Here is a 20,184-nt window from a genome sequence, read left to right as displayed (position 1 = left end):
ACGCCATTCGCACCCTGCCGCCTCGATGATCGCGCATCTCAAGGGCCGGCTCGATTCCACCGGGATCGATCATGCGGTGATCGACGTCGGCGGGGTCGGCTATCTTGTCGGTGCGTCGTCCCGGACGCTCGCGGCGATCGGCCCGGTCGGCGAGGCATGCGTGCTGTTCACCGAAATGCTGGTCGGAGAGGAATTCATCCGCCTTGTCGGCTTCGCCCGCGCCGAGGAGCGCGACTGGTTTCGCCTGCTCACCGGGGTGCAGGGCGTCGGCGCGCGGGTGGCGCTGGCGATCCTTTCCGCGCTGGAGCCGGCCGATCTTTCCCGCGCGATCGCGGCGCAGGACAAGGCGATGGTTGCGCGCGCCAACGGGGTTGGCCCGAAGCTGGCCGAGCGCATCGTGCGTGAACTGAAGGACAAGGCCGGCGGGATCGTGCTGGGTCCGGGCGGATCGGCAGCCGCGACAACAGGCGCAACGGGGGCTGGCGCGGATGCCGTTTCCGCGCTGCTCAATCTTGGCTTCCGCCCGGCGGAGGCGAGCAGCGCGGTGGCGGCGTCCGAGGAAGAGCTTGGCGCGGGCGCGACACTGGACGCCCTCGTCAGGCTGGCGCTGCGCAAGGCAGCGCGCTGACGCGAAACCGCCGGGTTCGCGACGGGCCGGATCCACTGCTGGTCAACACCCGGACCGGGCGGGCCGGCGACGTGATCCACGGCGCATTCCGCCAGCCGCCGTGCGGGGAAGCGGCGCGCATGACCGCTTCACCGCCCCGATTTCGCTTTCCCCGGTTGTCGTGTTCCGTTTATGTCCCTCGCGATGACCGATGCCGACCGCCTGCTGACCCCCGCCCGCCGGCCGGAAGACGTGGACGCAGCGTTGCGCCCGCGCACGCTGGACGAGTTCGTCGGGCAGAAGGCCGCGCGCGAGAATCTGCGCGTCTTCATCCAGGCGGCACGATCCCGGGGCGACGCGCTCGACCATGTCTTGCTGTTCGGGCCGCCCGGGCTGGGCAAGACCACGCTCGCGCAGATCGTCGCGCGCGAGATGGGCGTGGGATTTCGCGCTACTTCCGGGCCGGTGATCGCGAAATCGGGCGATCTGGCGGCGCTGCTCACCAATCTCGAGGATGGCGACGTGCTGTTCATCGACGAGATCCACCGCCTCCAGCCCGCCGTAGAGGAAGTGCTCTATCCGGCGATGGAGGATCGCGCGCTCGATCTGATGATCGGCGAGGGGCCATCGGCGCGCTCCGTGCGGATCGATCTGCCGCGCTTCACGCTTGTCGGCGCGACGACCCGGCAGGGGCTGCTCACGACCCCGCTGCGCGATCGCTTCGGCATTCCGGTGCGCCTGCAATTCTATACGGTGGACGAACTGGAGCATGTCGTGTCACGCGCGGCACGGTTGCTCGATCTTCACATCGCGCCGGACGGCGCCGCGGAGATCGCGCGCCGGGCGCGTGGCACGCCGCGCATCGCCGGCCGCCTGCTGCGCCGGGTGCGCGATTTCGCCAATGTCGCGGGCACGCTGGAGGTGGACGCGACCGCCGCCGATCGCGCGCTGAACCGGCTGGAAGTGGACCACCTTGGCCTTGACGCGATGGACCGGCGCTATCTGACGATGATCGCGGACATTTATCGCGGCGGCCCGGTGGGCGTGGAAACGCTTGCTGCCGGATTATCGGAACCGCGCGACACGATCGAGGAGGTGATCGAGCCGTATCTGATCCAGCTCGGCCTCGTCGCACGCACCGCGCGCGGGCGCTGCCTAAACGCCGGTGGCTGGAAGCACCTCGGGCTGAACCCGCCGGCCGGGAGCGAGGGCGACCTGTTCGAATAGATGGCGCGGGGCTGATGCCGGCAGGTCTGGGTCCGGCCGAATGATCGCACGTCAATATCCGCTACGATACGCCGAACGATCCCGTTCGAATTTGCGTTCTCGAAAACCACCCGGTCATGCCCATGGAAATCGGCATCGGGCGCATAGAATATGACTTTGCCGGGCACCTTCTGTCGATCGCAGGCGACACGCGGATCGGGCGGCGTGACATTGGGATAGAACGACTCATTCGGATCCACAAAGAACTCGTCAAGCAGCCGGCCAGTACACGCCGTCCGATTCTTCCAGGCGCCATTTTTCCCTTACCCTTTCGGTGATGCGGCGAGATTATCGGGCCCCGAAGTTCGCTCACGCGACATTACGGATAATTCATCCATAATTTCGGTTGTGAGCACTGCCAGAAAATGCTGCGTGGCACCCAACGCCCCGGTCTGATAGCGCTGTCCCATGCCCGTTTCCGCCGCCGCTTCCGCCCGCGAGATCCTTGTCCGCCTCCACGATGTGATGGCGGCGCGATCGAACGCGCAGGCGAAGCTCAATCAGGTGGTGGAGATCATCGGCGAAGCACTGGATAGCGAGGTGTGCTCGATCTACCTGCTGCGCGAGGGCGTGCTGGAGCTGTTCGCGACGCGCGGGCTGGATGCGAGCGCGGTGCACGTGACGAAGCTTGCGCTCGGCGAGGGGCTGGTCGGCACGATCGCGAGCGATGTCGAGGTGCTCAACCTGGACGAGGCGGCCAGCCATCCGCATTTCGCCTATCGCCCCGAAACGGGGGAAGAGCGCTTCCAGAGCTTTGCCGGCGTGCCAATCATCCGCCGCGAGCGCGCGGTGGGCGTCCTTTCGGTGCAGCACACCGAGGCGCGCAAATATGCCGACGTGGAGATCGAGGCGCTCCAGACGGTCGCTATGGTGCTGTCCGAGCTTATCGCCAACGCAGGGCTGATCGACGAGGCGACCGGCCCCGGCGGCGACCGGCCGCAGTCCACCGCCAGCGTGCGTATCGCGGGCCAGAAGCTGGTCGACGGGATGGCGGCGGGCTATGCGGTGTTCCACCAGCCGCGGATCACGATCGAACACACTGTCGCGGAGGACACCGAGGCGGAGCGCCATCGCGTCTATGCCGCCTTCGACAAGATGCGCGAACAGATCGAGCGCATGACGCGCGAGGCAGAGTTCGGCGTCGGCGGCGAGCATGACGAGGTTCTCGCCACCTACAAGATGTTCGCCTATGACGAGGGTTGGGCGCGGCGCATCAACGAGGCGATCGACAGCGGCCTTACCGCCGAGGCGGCGATCGAGCGCGTCCAGCAGCGCACCCGGCAGCGGATGCGCCAGATCGATGACCCGCTGCTGGCGGACCGGATGCACGATCTGGAGGATCTGGCGAACCGCCTGCTGCGGATCGTTTCCGGTCAGATGGGCACCGCCGCGCAACTCGGCCTGCGCCGCGACACGATCCTCATCGCGCGTAACCTGGGCCCCGCCGAACTGCTCGAATATGATCGCCGGCGGCTCAAGGGCGTGATCCTCGAGGAAGGATCGCTGACGGCGCACGTCACGATCGTCGCGCGGGCGATGGGGGTGCCGGTGCTCGGCCGCGTGCGCGACGTGCGCCGGCTGATCGCGGACGGCGATCTCCTGCTGCTCGACGTGAACGAGGGAACGGTGGTGGTGCGCCCGTCCCCCGCGATGGAGGAGGCGTTCGATTCAAAGCTCGCGCTACGCCAGAAGCGTCGCGCCGCTTATGCCGCCTTGCGCGAGGTGGCGCCCGAAACGACGGACGGGCACCGCGTAAAGGTCATGGTCAACGCCGGGCTGCGCGACGATGTCGCCGCGCTCGACCTGACCGGCGCGGACGGGATCGGCCTGTTCCGCACGGAATTCCAGTTCCTCGTTTCCGCCACCCTGCCCTCGCGCGAGCGTCAGCAGCGGCTCTATCGCGAGGTGCTGGATGCCGCGGGCGAGCGCCCGGTGGTGTTCCGCACCATCGATATCGGCGGGGACAAGGCGCTGCCGTATCTGAAGGACAATCCCGCCGACGAGGAGAACCCGGCAATGGGCTGGCGCGCGCTGCGCCTCGGCCTAGAGCGCGAGGGGCTGATGAAGGTGCAGGCCCGCGCCCTGCTGGAGGCCGGGGCCGGGCGCACATTGAACGTGATGTTTCCGATGGTGTCGGAGGCGTGGGAGTTCGACGAGGCGCGCGCGCTGTTCGAAGCGCAGCGCGAATGGCTGCTCAATCGCGGCCGCCGTCTGCCCGCCGATATCCGCTACGGCGCGATGCTGGAGGTGCCGAGCCTTGCCTATCAGCTCGATCTGCTGCTGCCGAAGTTGCAGTTCATCTCGGTGGGCACCAACGATCTGACCCAATTCCTGTTCGCCGCCGATCGCGCCAATCCGAAGCTGGCGGACCGCTATGACTGGCTCTCGACATCGATCCTGCGCTTTCTCGCGAGCGTCGTGGAGCCAGTACGCGCGGCGGGCGTGACGCTCACGATCTGTGGCGAAATGGGCGGGCGGCCGCTGGAGGCGATGGCGCTGATCGGCCTCGGCATCGAGCGGCTGTCGATCACCCCGGCGGCGGTCGGCCCGATCAAGGCGATGATCCGTTCGCTCGATCGCAGCGCGGTGATGGCGGAAATGCGGCGCCTGCTCGCGACGCCCCCGCGCGACTTTCGCGGCGCACTGGCCGCGTTCGCCGCCGCGCAGGGCGTCGAATTGGGGTAGATCGTGGACTAACACAGGTAAGTGTGATTGACACGCAACCCGGCCTTTGGGACACGTCATTGGAATAGCGGGCCCGAAACAAATACATGGTTGCGGCCCGCAGCCGGAGATTTCAATGACCGACGCCGCCACCGGCGATCAGACGACACTGTTTCCCCGTCCGGTCGGGGAGCGATTGCGCATCGCCCGCGACGCGCAGGGGATGACGCTGGCGGAAATCGCCGCGCGCACCCGCGTGCCGCAGCGACATCTGGAAGCGATCGAGAACGGCGGTTACGCGTCCCTTCCCTCTCCGACCTATGCGGTGGGGTTCGCCCGCGCCTATGCCCGTGCGGTCGGCGAGGATGAGGTGGCGATCGCACGCGAAACGCGTGAGGAAGTGGCGCGGCTCGGCCGGCCGGTGGCGCAATATCAGCCGTATGAGATCGCCGATCCGGCGCGCGTCCCTTCGCGCGGCGTGGTGATCGTGGCCGCCGGGATCGCGCTTGCGGTGATAGTGCTGGCGGTGCTGTGGTTCGCGGTCGGCAAGTGGCGCAGCGACAACGACCATGCCGCACCCGGCGCCGCACCGGCCGTCGCGGTGGCGGTGCCGGCGGCGCAACCATCGGCTGCGGTGCCCGCCCAGGCCCACGTCACGCTCACGGCCTCCGACGATGTATGGTTGCGCGTCTATGATGCCGACGACAAGTCGCTGTACCTCGGCACCATGAAGGCGGGCGATCGTTTCGACGTGCCGGCGGACGCGAAGGACCCGAAGATCAACGTCGGGCGGCCGGACAAGCTGACGGTCACGCTGAACGGGTCCGCGCTGCCGCCGCTTGGCGACGGATCGCGGCCGATCAAGGGCGTGGCGGTAAGCGCCAGCGCACTGGCGGCGCGGGTCGCGGGCAAGCCGGCGGCGACGCCGACCGCCGCCGCGACACCATCCGCGCGGCCGACCGCCACCGCGCCGGCACCGACCAAGCCACCCGCCGCCTTCGCAAATCCGGCGCCGGAAGCGGCCGGCAATGCGACGACGCCGGATGCGGGAAATTGATCGCGTTCACGGTTTGACATCTTGATTGAGGGGAGCCCGCGCGCTCCGGGGGATGACGGCGATGCGTAAGTTACTGTTGTTGGCTGGCGTGGCGATGTGCTGGGCGCTACCCGCCACCGCGCAATCCGGCCTGGAAGGCCGGGTCGGCAAGCTTGAAGGTGAGATGCGCGCCGTGCAGCGCAAGGTTTTTCCGGGCGGCGCGGGCGCAATCCCTTCCGTCGAACCGCAGATCACCGGAGCGCCTGCGCCGGGTCGCGATATCGGCTCGCCCGCGACAACGCCGATCACCGACCTGACCCAGCGCGTCAGCTCGCTCGAACAGCAGGTCGCCTCGATGACGGGACAGATCGAGCAATCGCAATATCGCCTGCGCCAGCTTGAGGAGCAGTTCGCCGCCTATCGCAAGGAGATGGACGCGCGACTCGCCGGCACCGCGCCAATCTCCGACACCGGCGGCCCGGCCGAGGGCTCCGGCGGACCTGCAACCTCCACGCCGGCCAGCAGGCCCGAAACGCCCGCGAGGAAGCCGGAAGCCGCTGCCCCCGCCCCCGGCAAGGACCCTGCCCGCGCCAAGCTGGTCGCGGCAGTGGAAAAGCCCGCGTCGGGCCAGGCCGATGAGGACGATTACATCTACGGTTATCGCCTGTGGCAGGCAAAGCTCTACCCGGAGGCCGCGGCGCAGCTCAAGAAAGTGGTCGCGGAATATCCCAAGTCGCGGCGCGCGAGCTTCGCGCAGAATCTGCTCGGCCGCTCCTATCTCGACGATGGCAAGCCCAGCCTTGCCTCGATCGCTTTTTACGACAATTACAAGAAGATGCCCGATGGCGAACGTGCGCCGGAAAGCCTTTATTATCTTGGCCAGTCGCTGATGAAGCTCAACAAGCCCGCCGACGCCTGCAAGGTCTATGGCGAGCTGGCGGATGTGTATGGCGCGAAGATCGGGGCCCAGATGCAGGCCGACATCACCCGCGCACGCACCGCCGCGAAGTGCAAGTGATGGCACGTTTACGGGACTGGTGAGGCATGATGGTTGAGGCGGGCGACCTCGACCGTTTTCGCACCGATCTCGATCGCCTGGCCCCCGGCGCGGGCATCATCGCGCTTGCCGTGTCGGGCGGCCCGGATAGCATGGCGCTGCTCGCGCTGGCCCATGCCGCGCGGCCGGACAGCGTTATCGTCGCAACCGTCGATCACCGCCTTCGCTCCGCCTCCGGCGAAGAGGCCGCGATGGTCGCGCGATATTGCGCTGCGCTCGGCCTGCCCCATGCGACGCTAGCCCCCGAAAAGCCGATCGCAGGCGCCAGCATCCAGGCGCTTGCGCGCGAGGCGCGTTATGCGCTGCTTGCGGACTGGGCGCGGGCGCGCGGTGCACGCGCGCTTGCCACCGCCCATCATGCCGACGATCAGGCCGAAACCTTCCTGATGCGCGCCGCCCGTGGCTCGGGTGTGTCCGGTCTTGCCGGGGTGCGGCCGCGCGCGGAGATCGCCGGCATGCCGGTCGTCCGCCCGTTGCTCGGCTGGCGGCGCACGGAGCTGCGCCAGATCGCAAGCAGGGCCGGGGCGCCGTTTGTCGACGATCCTAGCAATCAGGATACGCGATACGATCGGGTGAGGTTCCGCGCGTTGCTGGCCGACGCGCCCGCGCTGGACCCGGCCGCGCTCGCCCAGTCCGCGGCCGCCCTTGCCGAAGCGGAACAGGCGCTGTCATTCGCCGTCGACCGCCTCTGGTCGGAGCGCGCGAACGGCGATGTCACGCTTCGTCTCGACGTGGGCGGACTGCCGCGCGAACTGCGCCGCCGACTCGTCCGCCGCGCGATCGGGCTGGTTCGCACGCATCATGCGATCGCCCTGCCCCCGTGGGGCGATGCCAGCAATGTCGAACCGCTGCTCGATTCGCTCGCGGCCGGCAAACGGGCCACCCAGGCCGGCGTGATGCTCACGCCGCGCGGCGATATGTGGAAAATCGAAAAAGCACCGTCCCGTCGATCACTCTGACCGCTCTTGTTCCATTGCCATTAACCTCCTGTCGCCTACATTGGGGGACGTGAAAGGTAGCGCATGATCGACAAGGACAAGCAGCCCGGCTCCGAGAACAACGGTGGCGGCCCGAACCCGTGGATGAAGAGCCTGCTGATCTGGGTCGGCATTCTGCTCGCGCTCGCGCTCGTCGTCACGATGTTCGACGGCAAGACGCCGGCGGCGCAGGGCAATACGATCGCCTATTCGACTTTCCTCGACAAGGTGGATCAGGGCTCGGTCAAGGACGTGAACGTCAGCCGCGATCTGATCACCGGCACGCTCAAGTCCGGTGACAAGTTCAAGACCTACCCGGTCAGCGACCCGCAGCTCACGGACAGGCTCCGCAAGTCCAGCGTCGCAATCTCCGGCAAGCCGGAGGAAGGCCCGTCGATCTGGCAATATGTGCTGGTGCAGGCGCTGCCGTTCCTGCTGTTCGTCGGCATCGCCTTCCTGGTGATGCGTCAGATGCAGAAAGGCGGCGGCGCTGGTGGCGCGATGGGCTTTGGCAAGAGCCGCGCGCGGATGCTGACGCAGAAGGAAGGCCGGGTCACGTTTGACGATGTCGCCGGTATCGATGAGGCCCGCGAGGAGCTGGAGGAAATCGTCGAATTCCTCAAGGATCCCACCAAATTCGCGCGGCTTGGCGGCAAGATTCCGAAGGGCGCGTTGCTGGTTGGCTCGCCCGGCACCGGCAAGACCCTGCTTGCGCGCGCGATCGCAGGCGAAGCGGGCGTGCCGTTCTTCACCATTTCGGGTTCCGACTTCGTCGAGATGTTTGTCGGCGTGGGCGCCAGCCGCGTACGCGACATGTTCGAGCAGGCAAAGAAATCGGCGCCCTGCATCGTCTTCATCGACGAGATCGACGCGGTCGGCCGCCATCGCGGCGCGGGCCTGGGCAATGGCAACGACGAGCGCGAACAGACCCTCAACCAGCTTCTGGTCGAGATGGACGGGTTCGAAGCGAACGAAGGCATCATCATCATCGCGGCGACCAATCGCCCCGACGTGCTCGATCCGGCACTGCTGCGGCCGGGCCGATTCGATCGCCAGGTCGTCGTGCCGCGCCCGGATATCGAGGGCCGCGTGAAGATCCTCGAAGTTCACATGAAGAAGGTGCCGCTCGCGCCGGATGTGGATGCCCGCACCATTGCGCGCGGCACGCCGGGTTTCTCGGGCGCGGATCTTGCCAACCTCGTCAACGAAGCGGCGCTGACCGCCGCGCGCAAGAGCAAGCGGCTCGTCGCGATGGCCGAATTCGAGGAAGCCAAGGACAAGGTCATGATGGGCGCGGAACGGCGCTCCATGGTTATGACCGAAGATGAGAAGCGGATGACCGCCTATCACGAAGCCGGCCACGCCATCGTCGCGCTGCACGAGCCGGCATCCGATCCGATCCACAAGGCGACGATCATCCCGCGCGGCCGCGCGCTGGGCATGGTGATGCGCCTGCCGGAGCGTGACAGTTACAGTTATCACCGCGACAAGATGTACGCCAATCTCGCCGTCGCCATGGGTGGCCGCGTCGCGGAAGAGGTGATCTTCGGTTACGACAAGGTTTCATCGGGAGCGTCGGGCGATATCCAGTACGCGACCGGCCTCGCACGCGACATGGTCACGAAATGGGGCATGTCGGACAAGGTCGGCCCGGTCGAATATTCGCAGCCGGAGGGCGAGAGCTTCCTTGGCTATTCAAATTCGCAGCCGGCGCGCATGTCTAACCAGACGCAGCAGCTGATCGATGACGAGATCAAGTCGATCGTCGAGGGTGGTCTGTCGCGCGCCAAGCATGTGCTGAGCGAGCATATCGATCAGCTTCACACGCTGGCCGGTGCGTTGCTCGAATACGAAACCCTTTCGGGCGACGAGATCAAGAAGCTGATCGCCGGCGAGGAGATCGGGCGCATCGATAACGGCCCGAAGGCCGCGGGCCTGCGCGCCGCGGGCACCTCGATCCCCAAGACGCGCCGGCCATCCGGCCCATTCGGTACGCCGTCCCCCGCCGGCGCGTGACCGGCGGAATTGCGATTAAAAACGCCCCGGCTCGACCGCCCGGGCGTTTTATTTTGAATCGCGTGCACGCAAAAGCCATGCCGGCAAAACGCCATTTGCGCGGGTCGGGCCCCTGCCGGCAGCCAGTTAGCAGGAGCCGTCAGTAACGGCTCAACTCGACGGGCAGCTTGCGATAGCCGTGGACGAAACACGCCGATACGCGCTCCGGCTCGCCGACGACGTTCACGCGCATCCGGCGCTTGGCCATTTCCTCCAGCAGGATACCGACCTGGAGCTCCGCCAGTCGTGCGCCGACGCAGCGGTGGATGCCGTGGCCGAACGCCAGATGCCGCCGCGCATTCTCGCGATCCACGACGATCTGGTCGGCATTGTCGCCGAACACCGTCTCGTCGCGATTGGCGGAAATATACCAGAGGGCCAGTTTGTCACCGGCCTTGATCTGGTGCCCCATCAATTCGGTATCGGCGGTTGCGGTGCGACGCATGTGTGCGAGCGGCGTCTGCCAGCGGATAATTTCGCTCACGGTATTCGGGATGAGCGAGGGATCAGCCTCCAGCCTCGCGCGCTGATCCGGGAATTTATCCAGGCCGTAGGCGAGCGCCGACATCGTGTTGCGCGTCGTATCGTTGCCGCCGACGATCAGCAGGATCAGATTTCCGATAAATTCGAAATGATCCATGTGGCTCATCGCATCCGAATGAATCATCATGCTGATGAGATCGGGCGTCTGCGGTTTGCCGACCTTCTGGTTCCACAAATTCTGGAAATAGGCGCCGCATTCATACATGTGCTGAAGCCGCTGCTGGCGCAGTTCCTCGCTTTTGACGATCTCGATATCACCAGCCCAATCGGACCAGAAGGTCAGCTTCCGGCGATCCTCCCACGGAAAATCAAACAGGATCGCCAGCATCTGCGTGGTGAGCTCGATCGAAACGGTATCTACCCAGTCAAACGTTTCGCCAAATGTCAGACTGTCTAGCACCTCTTCCGTACGGCGGCGGATATCGGCGGACATGCGCGTCATCTCTGACGGGGTGAACGCAGGGGATACGGTACGTCGCTGGCCGGTGTGCACCGGTCGATCGCGCGCGATGAACATCGGCATCTTCACATCCGAATTCTCGATGAAATCGGCGAGCGTTATCCCACCCACCTCGGACGAATAGAGATCCGGGAGCGACTCCACTTCGACGATCGGCTTGTACGTGGAGACGGACCAGTAAGCGCCGTATTCCGAATTCTCCACCTTGTGCACGGGCGCGGTGGCACGCAGCGTCGCGAATGGCACCTGCCAGGTATCGTCGCGATATAGCTCGGCGCGGCTGACATCGAGCGGGTCGATGGCCGGAAAATCGCTCACATTCTTCGCCAGCGTAGCCATGAGTCTCTCCTATTCTTTGATGCGAGAAAACTCCTAGCTGACATGAATGTCAATAGCCGGCGCGATCGGCCCTCTGCTCCGCCTGGTTGAACAGCTTGCGCCACGCGCCCGCCGGGCTGCCGGACTGGAGCACACCCCGCCGGAACAGTCGCGCCCCGACCATGACGAAGATGGCGACCCACAATGCCTGCCATCCCAGCGCGAGGAGATGCGGCCACAAGTCCGGGCTGTTCACCGCGCGGCCCGCCATTGCGAAGGGTGAGGAAAGCGGGAAAATCTCCGCAAGCGTCGCCACCCACGACCCGGGATGCGATACCGCCGCAGAGGATAGACCGAACATCGCCACCTGAACGATCGTGATCGGAAGCGACAGCATCTGTATCTCGCGCATCGTCGATGCCTGCGCACCGACGCCAAGGAATACTGAGCCGAGCAGGAGATAGGCCATCGCGAAATAGGCCGCGAACAGGAAGGCGAACACGCCAGTACCGACCGCCGGCGCCATTCCCGCGAGCCCGCCACCGGGCAGCAGCGCGCTGACCTGACTCAGCACCACGCCCCAGAAAGTGACGAACAATACCGCCACCCCGAACATGCCGACCAGCTTGCCCAGAAATACGCTTTCCAGCGGCACGGCGGCAGCGAGCACCTCGATCACCTTGTTGTTGCGCTCCTCGGCCATCGTGCCGACCACCTGCCCCGATAGAAACAGGGTGAGGAAAAAGATGCCGAACACGGCAAAGAAGGCAGACGCGTTGCGCTTGCCGGCGTTTGGCTGCACGCGATCGACGACGCTGACGCGCGGCGCCGAATGCACCCGCGGATCGCGCGAGACACGAAGCGCGCGATCGGCCAGCGCAGCCAGATAATCGCCCGAGCGTCGCGCATCGGCGGCACGCAGGATCTGCGGGCGTTCCAGCGAACCTGCCATCACCGCCACGACATCCACGCCCGGCGTCGCGAGCGCCGCCCGCGCCTGAACCATCGCGTCGCCGCCCGGCCGGTGCAGTTCCAGCGCCGGCGGGCCCCCATCGCCGGGGAACAATGGCCGGAGCGCAGCATCCGCATCCCGCAGCAACGCCGCCTCGCGCGGCGCCGCGATCGCCACCACGCGCGTCCGATCTGCAGCGCCCGCCGTAACGCTCGCCGCGCCCAGGCCGCCGATCGCGCCGAACGATCCCATGATGACCGGCGCGAACAGGAAAATCAGGAAGATCGGCGTGAACACCGTTGCGATGAAATCGCGCCGTGCGATCGTCAGCGTCTGGCGCAAGGCACGCGGCAGCCGCGTCATGCCGCATCCTCCAGCGCGGCATCGCCGACAATGCGGACAAACGCCTCATGAAGGCCTGGCCGCTCGATCGACAGGCCCGAAATGCCATGCCCGGTATCGATCAGTCGCCGGAGCAACCCCTCGATCCCCTCGCGTGGCAGTTCGAAGCGCCACCCGGCTCCGGTCGGCACGGCATCCGCCGGTAGCAGCGCGCGGATCGTGCCATCGGGGAAGTGCGGGGTGTAGAGCACCTGCTGCGGCAACAGACCGCGCGCCTCCTCCACCGTTCCCTCGAACCGCCGCCGGCCGCCGGCGATAATCGCCAGCCGGTCGCACAAACGCTGCGCATGAGCCATCACATGCGTGGAAAACAGGATCGTCGCGCCGCGATCGCGCTCCCCCAGGATCAGCGCCTCCAGCCGCTCCTGATTGACCGGATCGAGGCCGGAGAAGGGCTCATCCAGCACCAGCAGCTTCGGTCGATGCACGACCGAGCCCAACAACTGAACAAGCTGCGCCATGCCCTTGGAAAGTTTTCTGATTTTCTGGTCCGTCGCTTGGCCAAGGCCGTTCGCCTCCAGCAGTTCGCCCGCGCGCCGGCGCCCCTCCGCCCACGGCAGGCCACGCAGCGCGCCCATGAAGGCAATAGCATCACGCGCCTTCATTGCGGGGTAGAGGCCGCGCTCCTCCGGCAGGTAGCCGACCAGATCGCTCGCATCGCGCGGGTGGCTGAAGCCAAGCAGGGCCCGGCTGCCCTCGTCCGGCTCGATAATGCCGAGCAATGTGCGCAACGTCGTGGTTTTGCCGGCGCCGTTTGGCCCGAGCACCCCGTAGATCATGCCCTTCGGTACGACCAGATCGACACCGTCGACCACCCGGCGCCCGCCGAAACGCTTGACCAGACCGCTTGCGGTGATCGCTGGATTGTCGCTCATGCCGTCCCCGTTTGTGGTAGCGATAGCCGGTGGAAGTAAACAAGTCTCTCGAATCCCGCCTCAAGAGGAAGGCAGCGGAACTGGGGTTCGCCGCATGCGGCATCGCCAGCGCGGATGCCGCGCCACGCGCCGCCGAGCGGCTGCGCGCGTGGCTGGCGGCGGGCGCGCACGGCGACATGCTGTGGATGGAGGCACGCGCCCATCACCGCGAAAGCCCCGCTGGCCTGTGGCCGGACGCACGAAGCGTGATCGCGCTCGGCATGAGCTACGCCCCGCGCGACGATCCGATGCGGCTTGCGGATGAGCCCACACGCGGGCGCATCTCGGTCTATGCGCAGGGGCAGGATTACCATGACGTCGTGAAGAAAGCGCTGAAAGCCCTTGCCCGCTGGCTGGTGGCCGAGGGTGGCGGAGACCTGAAAGTGTTCGTGGATACCGCGCCCGTCATGGAAAAGCCGCTGGCGGAGGCGGCAGGGCTTGGATGGCAGGGCAAGCATACGAATCTTGTCAGCCGCTCGGAGGGAAGCTGGCTGTTCCTCGGCGCGATCTACACCACGCTGGCGCTGGAGCCGGATGCGGCCGGGCAAGACACCTGCGGCTCGTGCGATGCCTGCCAGCGCGCCTGCCCTACGGACGCCTTTCCGGCGCCCTATCGCCTGGATGCGCGGCGCTGCATCTCCTATCTCACGATCGAGCATGCGGGGCCGATCCCGGAAGAGTTCCGCGCCGCGATCGGCAACCACATATACGGCTGCGACGATTGCCTCGCGGCGTGCCCGTGGAACAAGTTTGCCGCGGCGGCACGCGCCAACATGGCCTTTGCCCCGCGCGCCGAACTTACGGCACCCTATCTCGACGAATTGCTGGGGCTGGACGACGCCGGCTTCCGGCAGGTTTTCGCCGGCTCCCCCATCAAGCGGATCGGTCGTGACCGGATGGTGCGGAACTGCCTGATCGCGGCTGGCAACAGCGGGGATGCCACGTTGATTGCGGCAGTCGCGCCGTTGCTCGACGATGCGAACGATGTGGTGCAGGACGCGGCACGCTGGGCAATGGCCCGGCTTACGCCGCCTTCCTGATCTCCAGCCGGTCCCAGATCTCGGTCAACGCCTGCGTGAGATCACGCATCATCGCCTCGTCATGCGCCGGGCCGGGCGTGAAGCGCAACCGCTCCGTGCCGCGCGGCACGGTGGGATAGTTGATCGGCTGGACGTAGATGCCATATTCAGCAAGCAGGATATCGCTGATCTTCTTCGCCTTCACCGGATCGCCGACCATCAGCGGCACGATGTGCGTTTCCCCGATCATCACCGGCAGCCCGGCATCCGCGAACATGGCCTTCAACGTCTTCGCCGCCGCCTGCTGCGCGTCACGCTCGGCGGTCGATTGCTTCAGATGGCGCACGCTCGCCAGCACGCCCGCGACGAGCACCGGGGACAGCGACGTCGTGAAGATGAACCCAGGCGCATAGGAACGGATCACGTCGATGATGACCTTGTCGGCCGCGATGTAGCCGCCCATCACGCCGAACGCCTTGCCAAGCGTTCCCTCGATGATCGTCAGCCGCCGCGCGACATCGTCCCGCTCGGAAATGCCGCCGCCGCGCGCGCCGTACATGCCGACCGCGTGGACCTCATCGAGATAGGTCAGCGCATTATATTTGTCGGCAAGGTCGCAGATCGCCGCGATCGGCGCGACATCGCCCTCCATCGAATAGACGCTCTCGAAAGCGATCAGCTTCGGCAGCGAGGGGTCGGCCGCCGCCAGCAACTCCTCAAGATGCGTCAGATCGTTGTGGCGGAAGACGTGCTTCTCGCATCCGGCATTGCGAATGCCAGCAATCATCGAGGCGTGGTTCAATTCGTCGGAAAAGATGATGCATCCCGGCAACACCTTCGCCACCGTCGCCAGCGTCGCCTCGTTGGAGACATAGCCGGACGTGAACAGCAGCGCGCCTTCCTTGCCGTGCAGATCGGCAAGCTCGCCCTCAAGGTCCACGTGGTAGTGTGTGTTGCCGCCGATGTTGCGCGTTCCGCCGGAGCCGGCGCCGACGTCATGGAGCGCCTCCTCCATCGCCGCGATAACCTTCGGGTGTTGGCCCATCGCGAGATAATCATTCGAGCACCACACGGTGATCGGCTTCGGGCCGTTATGGCCGGCGAAGCACCGCGCATTGGGATAGGCCCCCTTGTTGCGCAGAATATCGATGAACACGCGATATCGGCCTTCGGCATGGAGCCGGTCGATCGCCTGGTTGAACACGCGTCCGTAATCCACCGGGCGCGCATCGTTATGGTCGATGCTCATGGCGGGCTCGCTTACTGCGATGTACGCAGCGGCGCCAGCGGAAAACGGTCAGAGCGTAACGATCTGCCACGGGTGTTGCGCGCGTACATCTAGGCGGCACAGGCCGGAGATGCCATGGACGCGAGCATAGAATTGCACGCGGCGCTCGTAATCGGGATCGAGCGGCCGGTCGAACTTCCAGTCGATCGGAGTGAAGGTCGCCCAGCCGTTGATCGTCGGCAACCGCCAGTGCTCCGCCAGCAGCATCGCATCCACGTTGTGCGCAAGTTGCGCATGCTTTTCCGGCGAGCGGAAGATCGGCTCGCCGATGCGCGCCGCGACGACATAGAAGCTTCGGCATGCCGGCGGCGGAGCGGGAATTGCCCACAAGGCGGCGCGCTGCGCGGGCGCATCGAGCGCGGCTGCGGCCGGATCCAGGTTGATCTGCTCCGCCACGAGGAGAAATACGACCACACCGGCCCGCCACGGATGCGCCGCCGAAAGCGCGGCGAGCCGATGCCGCCATACCGCCGCGACCAGCAGCAGCACCGGCAGGATCAGGAAAAGCTGGAAGCGCAGCACAACGCGAAGGCCGGAGGCGCCCGGGACCAGATAGAATATCAGGCCCCAGGGCGAAAGCAGCCAGAACTGAAGCGTCAGCGCCCAGGCCACGACCAACGTCAACGCATAGGTGCGCAGCAGCGGTGGAAACGAGCCGCTGCCGCGCAACACGCGCCATGCGGCCATGATCGTGAGCGCGAACAGTAACAGCGGAAAGCCGGTGCTGTGCTCACCACCGACGACGCGAGCAGGCAGCCCCGGATCGCCCGGCGCAAAATGGCCGATCAGCGCCTCCAGCCCACGCCAGATCCACCCCCACATCAGATTGTGCGGCCCGACATTCACCATGTCGACCAGCGGCGTCACGAGATAACCTGCCATCGCTGCGTAGTGGTGCTCCCCCGTCTCCCGCGCCTTCGGCAGATAGGTGAGGAGAAACGGCAGTGCCGCTGCAATGAATACGACGGCGCCGGTTATGATCGGCGCGACATGACGGCGCAACGCCGCGATCGCGGGGCCGGGCAGCACACGCCGACGCTGCACCAGCCAGCATGCCGTGAACAGGCAGCCGAACCACAACGTGAACCATGCCATGTAGTAAGCAGTGAGCAGCCACAGCGCGATGGTCAGCGCCAGCGCCCCCGCCAGCGCGATCGCCCTACCCCGCGACCCGCGAGCCGAGGCGCGCGCCGTCACGATGGCGAGCGCGAACACCAGCGGCACCAGCGCCACTGTCTGAAGCTGTGCGTGGACCGCCTGCACGGCCATGCCGTTGGCGATCGTGAACAGCACCGCAACCAGCAGCGCTGTCCCCCGCCCCCAATACAACACCCGCGCGATCAGGACGTAACTTGCGAAGAATCCTATCGTTTTCCACGTCGCCGCGGTCAGCGTATCAGCGAGAAAAGGGTCCGCGATCGCGCGGGAGGCGGTGTAGATCAGGCCGGAGAGGAAATAGCCGTCGTTGTACCCGAGCACGCCCGGATGGGGATAGAAATAGAACGGCGCGTTCCACATTGCGGCGCCGGTCAGCACGTTGCGCCAGTGTTCGAGCAGGCTGATCTCGATCATCGCGTCGACCCGATCGCCGAAGCCGAGCGCGAAACCGCTGGCGATCGGCTGGGCGAGCGCGATGCCGAGCGCGAGCAGCCACGCGAGGACGACGAGCAGCGGCCGCCGGATCATCACAGCCGCTCGATCATCGGGAAGCCGTAGCGCGCCAGCGCGGGAGCCAGGGCCTCGCCGCCGCTTCCGGTGAACAGCGCCACATCGGGCGCCACGCGCGCGAAATCCTGACCCTGCGTCAGATGCGCGATCCGCCGCGCGATACCGGCACCCCCATCGACAAATCGCACGATGTGCGGCGCGGCAGCGGCGGTCAACTCTTCCTCGACCAGCGGAAAATGCGTGCAGGCGTTGACGATCACGTCGATCGCCGCGCCGCCCGGCTGATCGAACAGGCCCGCCAGCACCGCCCGGTAACGCGCAGGATCCGTCACCCCGCCGCGCAGCTTCGCCTCGGCAAGCTGCACGAGTTCGGCGGAGCCGTGACGGATCACCCGGCAATCGCCCGCGAAGCGCTCCGCGAGATCATCGACATAGGCCTGCCGCACCGTCGCCTCGGTGCCGAGCACGCCGATCACGCGCGTTGCGCTGACCGCCGCCGCCGGCTTGATCGCCGGCACGGTGCCGACGATCGGCACATCCAGCGCCTGCCGCACCGCCGGCAACGCGATGGTGGAGGCGGTGTTGCACGCAATCACGATCAGGCGCGGATCATAGCGTTCCGCAAGGCGCCCGAGCAACGCCGGCACCCGCGCCGCAATCTCCGCCTCGGTCTTCGTTCCATAGGGGAAGCCGGCAGAATCAGCCACGTAGATGAAGCGCGCGTCGGGCACCGCCATGCGTGACGGAACCACGATCGACAGGCCGCCGACGCCCGAATCGAAAAACAATATTGGCCGCGTATCGCTCATGCCGTGATCCCCTAGCGACGAACGCGAAGTTGATACAGGTCAATGGCGCGATCGTTACGCTTGCGCTAAACCGTTGCGCGACGGATTTGGGGGAAACACTCTGGATACAGGCAACGTCTGGATGGCGCCGGCGGCGGCAATGCTGATCGGCTATCTGCTCGGGTCGATCCCGTTCGGGGTGATCCTGACGCGCGCGTTCGGCGCGGGCGATCTGCGCCAGATCGGCTCGGGCAATATCGGCGCGACCAACGTGTTGCGCACCGGGCGCAAGGGGCTGGCCGCCGCGACGCTGCTGCTCGATCTCGCCAAGGGTTTCGCGGCGGTGCTGATCGTCGAGAAGCTTTTTCCGGGCAACACCGTCCTTGCCGCGGCAGGCGCGTTCTTCGGCCATTGCTATCCGATCTGGCTCGGCTTTCGCGGCGGCAAGGGTGTCGCCACGCTGATGGGCATCGTGCTCGCGCTCCACTGGGAGCTGGGGCTGATCTACGCGGTCGTATGGCTCGGGCTGCTCGCGATGCTGCGGATATCCTCGCTCGCAGGCATGGCGGCCGCGATCGCCGCGCCCGTGGCGGCGGCGGTATTCGGCTGGTTCGATATCGTGCCGCTGCTGATCGCGCTTACGGTGATCGTGCTGTGGAAGCATCGCGCCAATATCGCCAGGCTGATCGAGGGAACGGAGCCACGGGTCGGCGGCACGCGTGAGTGATGCGGATCGGCTGCGGCTGATCCGCACCCCTGGAATCGGCCCCGTCACCTATCGCCAGCTTGTCGCGCGGTTCGGCGACGCGACGCGCGCGCTGGAGGCGCTGCCAGAGCTTGCGCGGCGGGGCGGCGGTCGCGCGCCGACCCCACCCGATATCCGCGCCGTCGAGGAGGAAATCAGGCAGGTCGCGGCGCTTGGCGCGCGCCACCTGTTCATCGGGGACGCCGATTATCCGCCACTGCTGGCCGAACTGGAGAATGCGGCGCCAGCGATCGTCGTGCGCGGGGATATAACGCTGGCCGCCCGACCGACCGTCGCCATCGTGGGCGCGCGCAACGCTTCCGCCGCCGCCTGCCGCTTCGCGCGTCAGCTCGCACATGATCTGGCGGCCGCAGGCGCATCGGTCGCCTCCGGGCTGGCGCGCGGGATCGACACCGCCGCGCACATGGGCGCCGGCCCCGCCACGATCGCCGTGGTCGCCGGCGGGATCGATATCGCCTACCCGCCCGAAAACGCGACGCTGCAGGAACGGATCGCGCAGGAGGCGCTGCTGATCGCGGAAATGCCGCCCGGCACCGAGCCGCGCGCGCGCCACTTCCCGCATCGCAACCGCATCATTGCCGGGATCGCCGCGGGCACGGTGGTGGTCGAGGCCGCGCCGAAATCCGGCTCGCTCATCACCGCGCGGCTGGCGAACGAGGCGGGGCGCGAGGTGATGGCGGTGCCGGGCAGCCCGCTCGATCCGCGCGCGCAGGGCTGCAACCTGCTGATCCGCGAGGGCGCGATCCTGGTGCAGACCGCGGCCGACGTGCTCGAGCAGATCCGCCCGATCGATGCGTGCGCGGTGCGCTCACCCGCCGCGCCCTTCGCCGCGGCTCCGCCGGCCGATGCGGACGATGGCGCGCGGCGCGATATCGCCAGCCTGCTCGGCCCGGTGCCGGTCGCGGTGGACGAACTGATCCGCCAATCCGGCCTCGCCCCCGCGATCGTGCAGACGGTGCTGCTCGAACTCGAGCTGGCGGGCCGGCTTGAACGCCACGCCGGCGGGCGGGTGAGCCTTGGCTGAAATTACGGAGCGGACGGATGCGGTGACGCCGAAATGGGTGTCGCTGTGGTTCCGGGGCGCGGCGATCTATGGGCTGATCGTGCTGCTCCCGCAATATCTGCGCGCGCCGCAGCCGGGGGCGGAGGCGATCGCCTATGGCTTCCTGGGCACGGCGAGCGTGTTCCAGCTTGCGTTCTGGATCATCGGGGGAAATCCGGCGCGCTATCGCGCGCTGATGCCGGTCGGCGTGCTGGAGAAACTGGTTTTCGGCGTGCCCGTCGCAATCCTCTACACCCAGGGGCGGGCTCCCGCCGCGCTCCTGCCATTCGCGCTGATCGACCTGCTGCTCGGGCTCGGCTTCTTCATCGCCTGGCGGGCGACGCAACGGACTTGACGGCAGC

17 protein-coding genes are annotated in these 20,184 nt (G+C 66.8%); 11 read left to right on the top strand and 6 right to left on the bottom strand.

The features are described from left to right. Positions 1–25: 25 nt before the first annotated feature. From ruvA to ftsH, 7 genes are all read left to right on the top strand, one after another. A complete protein-coding gene (gene ruvA / locus ACM61V_RS07640; protein ID WP_137787361.1) occupies positions 26–628 on the top strand; it encodes a Holliday junction branch migration protein RuvA in 603 nt (200 codons plus the stop codon). A 183-nt stretch (positions 629–811) separates the two neighbouring features. Further along, positions 812–1,834, top strand: a complete 1,023-nt coding sequence (gene ruvB / locus ACM61V_RS07635) for a Holliday junction branch migration DNA helicase RuvB (RefSeq protein WP_137787362.1) — start codon at positions 812–814, stop codon at positions 1,832–1,834. Between the two features lie 447 nt (positions 1,835–2,281). Continuing rightward, positions 2,282–4,558, top strand: a complete 2,277-nt coding sequence (gene ptsP, locus ACM61V_RS07630) for a phosphoenolpyruvate--protein phosphotransferase (protein ID WP_137787363.1) — start codon at positions 2,282–2,284, stop codon at positions 4,556–4,558. Between the two features lie 115 nt (positions 4,559–4,673). After that, the gene (locus tag ACM61V_RS07625; RefSeq protein ID WP_137787364.1) at positions 4,674–5,594 is read left to right on the top strand and encodes a helix-turn-helix domain-containing protein; all 921 of its coding nucleotides are present in this window, start codon (positions 4,674–4,676) and stop codon (positions 5,592–5,594) included. 52 nt (positions 5,595–5,646) lie between these two features. Continuing rightward, the gene (locus tag ACM61V_RS07620) at positions 5,647–6,591 is read left to right on the top strand and encodes a YbgF trimerization domain-containing protein (RefSeq protein ID WP_419713923.1); all 945 of its coding nucleotides are present in this window, start codon (positions 5,647–5,649) and stop codon (positions 6,589–6,591) included. Between the two features lie 26 nt (positions 6,592–6,617). Beyond that, the gene (gene tilS / locus ACM61V_RS07615) at positions 6,618–7,589 is read left to right on the top strand and encodes a tRNA lysidine(34) synthetase TilS (RefSeq protein ID WP_419713922.1); all 972 of its coding nucleotides are present in this window, start codon (positions 6,618–6,620) and stop codon (positions 7,587–7,589) included. 63 nt (positions 7,590–7,652) lie between these two features. Beyond that, positions 7,653–9,623 carry an ATP-dependent zinc metalloprotease FtsH gene (ftsH, locus tag ACM61V_RS07610; RefSeq protein WP_137787367.1) on the top strand — a complete coding sequence of 657 codons (1,971 nt, stop codon included), beginning with the start codon at positions 7,653–7,655 and terminating at the stop codon, positions 9,621–9,623. A 139-nt stretch (positions 9,624–9,762) separates the two neighbouring features. Here ftsH and ACM61V_RS07605 read toward each other — a convergent pair whose 3' ends face one another. Genes ACM61V_RS07605 through ACM61V_RS07595 form a run of 3 tightly spaced genes read right to left on the bottom strand, consistent with a single transcriptional unit; the run spans position 9,763 to position 13,212 of the window. Beyond that, a complete protein-coding gene (locus tag ACM61V_RS07605; RefSeq protein ID WP_137787368.1) occupies positions 9,763–11,004 on the bottom strand; it encodes a cytochrome P450 in 1,242 nt (413 codons plus the stop codon). 49 nt (positions 11,005–11,053) lie between these two features. After that, the gene (locus tag ACM61V_RS07600; protein WP_137787369.1) at positions 11,054–12,298 is read right to left on the bottom strand and encodes an ABC transporter permease; all 1,245 of its coding nucleotides are present in this window, start codon (positions 12,296–12,298) and stop codon (positions 11,054–11,056) included. After that, a complete protein-coding gene (locus tag ACM61V_RS07595; RefSeq protein WP_137787370.1) occupies positions 12,295–13,212 on the bottom strand; it encodes an ABC transporter ATP-binding protein in 918 nt (305 codons plus the stop codon). The genes ACM61V_RS07600 and ACM61V_RS07595 overlap by 4 nt, the downstream gene beginning before the upstream one ends. Positions 13,213–13,241: 29 nt before the next feature. On the opposite strand from ACM61V_RS07595, the gene queG reads away from it, so the two are divergent. Then, a complete protein-coding gene (queG, locus tag ACM61V_RS07590) occupies positions 13,242–14,291 on the top strand; it encodes a tRNA epoxyqueuosine(34) reductase QueG (protein ID WP_137787371.1) in 1,050 nt (349 codons plus the stop codon). Here the strand turns inward: queG and hemA are convergent. From hemA to murI, 3 genes are read right to left on the bottom strand one after another with little or no spacing between them, the layout of a single operon-like run. Further along, entirely contained in the window at positions 14,275–15,519 is a 1,245-nt protein-coding gene (hemA, locus tag ACM61V_RS07585; protein ID WP_137787372.1) for a 5-aminolevulinate synthase, read from the bottom strand. The genes queG and hemA overlap by 17 nt on opposite strands. A gap of 48 nt (positions 15,520–15,567) precedes the next feature. Next, on the bottom strand, positions 15,568–17,244 hold the full coding sequence (locus ACM61V_RS07580) for a hypothetical protein (protein WP_249341601.1): 1,677 nt from the start codon (positions 17,242–17,244) through the stop codon (positions 15,568–15,570). Next, a complete protein-coding gene (gene murI / locus ACM61V_RS07575) occupies positions 17,244–18,035 on the bottom strand; it encodes a glutamate racemase (protein ID WP_137787373.1) in 792 nt (263 codons plus the stop codon). Before murI ends, ACM61V_RS07580 begins: the two co-directional genes overlap by 1 nt. A 121-nt stretch (positions 18,036–18,156) precedes the next feature. On the opposite strand from murI, the gene plsY reads away from it, so the two are divergent. The 3 genes from plsY to ACM61V_RS07560 are packed head-to-tail and all read left to right on the top strand — an operon-like array spanning position 18,157 to position 20,177. After that, positions 18,157–18,741 (top strand): glycerol-3-phosphate 1-O-acyltransferase PlsY, encoded by a 585-nt coding sequence (gene plsY, locus ACM61V_RS07570; RefSeq protein ID WP_137787374.1) that lies wholly within the window; start codon positions 18,157–18,159, stop codon positions 18,739–18,741. Beyond that, entirely contained in the window at positions 18,734–19,804 is a 1,071-nt protein-coding gene (gene dprA / locus ACM61V_RS07565; protein WP_137787375.1) for a DNA-processing protein DprA, read from the top strand. Before plsY ends, dprA begins: the two co-directional genes overlap by 8 nt. Then, positions 19,797–20,177, top strand: a complete 381-nt coding sequence (locus ACM61V_RS07560; RefSeq protein ID WP_137787376.1) for a hypothetical protein — start codon at positions 19,797–19,799, stop codon at positions 20,175–20,177. Before dprA ends, ACM61V_RS07560 begins: the two co-directional genes overlap by 8 nt. Positions 20,178–20,184: the final 7 nt, after the last annotated feature.

The sequence above is a fragment of the Sphingomonas sp. TX0543 genome, from assembly GCF_048565505.1.
GTDB lineage: Bacteria > Pseudomonadota > Alphaproteobacteria > Sphingomonadales > Sphingomonadaceae > Sphingomonas.
Note: the sequence above shows the minus strand (reverse complement) of the source record. Positions and strands in the feature narration are given on the sequence as shown.

Excerpts from the sequence above, each read along its gene's own strand:
- murI (WP_137787373.1), bottom strand. The coding sequence starts at position 18,035 with ATGAGCGATACGCGGCCAATATTGTTTTTCGATTCGGGCGTCGGCGGC.
- hemA (WP_137787372.1), bottom strand. The coding sequence starts at position 15,519 with ATGAGCATCGACCATAACGATGCGCGCCCGGTGGATTACGGACGCGTG.
- ftsH (WP_137787367.1), top strand. The coding sequence starts at position 7,653 with ATGATCGACAAGGACAAGCAGCCCGGCTCCGAGAACAACGGTGGCGGC.
- ACM61V_RS07620 (WP_419713923.1), top strand. The coding sequence starts at position 5,647 with ATGACGGCGATGCGTAAGTTACTGTTGTTGGCTGGCGTGGCGATGTGC.
- ACM61V_RS07605 (WP_137787368.1), bottom strand. The coding sequence starts at position 11,004 with ATGGCTACGCTGGCGAAGAATGTGAGCGATTTTCCGGCCATCGACCCG.
- ACM61V_RS07625 (WP_137787364.1), top strand. The coding sequence starts at position 4,674 with ATGACCGACGCCGCCACCGGCGATCAGACGACACTGTTTCCCCGTCCG.
- ptsP (WP_137787363.1), top strand. The coding sequence starts at position 2,282 with ATGCCCGTTTCCGCCGCCGCTTCCGCCCGCGAGATCCTTGTCCGCCTC.
- ruvB (WP_137787362.1), top strand. The coding sequence starts at position 812 with ATGACCGATGCCGACCGCCTGCTGACCCCCGCCCGCCGGCCGGAAGAC.
- ACM61V_RS07580 (WP_249341601.1), bottom strand. The coding sequence starts at position 17,244 with ATGATCCGGCGGCCGCTGCTCGTCGTCCTCGCGTGGCTGCTCGCGCTC.
- ruvA (WP_137787361.1), top strand. The coding sequence starts at position 26 with ATGATCGCGCATCTCAAGGGCCGGCTCGATTCCACCGGGATCGATCAT.
- tilS (WP_419713922.1), top strand. The coding sequence starts at position 6,618 with ATGATGGTTGAGGCGGGCGACCTCGACCGTTTTCGCACCGATCTCGAT.
- ACM61V_RS07595 (WP_137787370.1), bottom strand. The coding sequence starts at position 13,212 with ATGAGCGACAATCCAGCGATCACCGCAAGCGGTCTGGTCAAGCGTTTC.
- ACM61V_RS07600 (WP_137787369.1), bottom strand. The coding sequence starts at position 12,298 with ATGACGCGGCTGCCGCGTGCCTTGCGCCAGACGCTGACGATCGCACGG.
- plsY (WP_137787374.1), top strand. The coding sequence starts at position 18,157 with ATGGCGCCGGCGGCGGCAATGCTGATCGGCTATCTGCTCGGGTCGATC.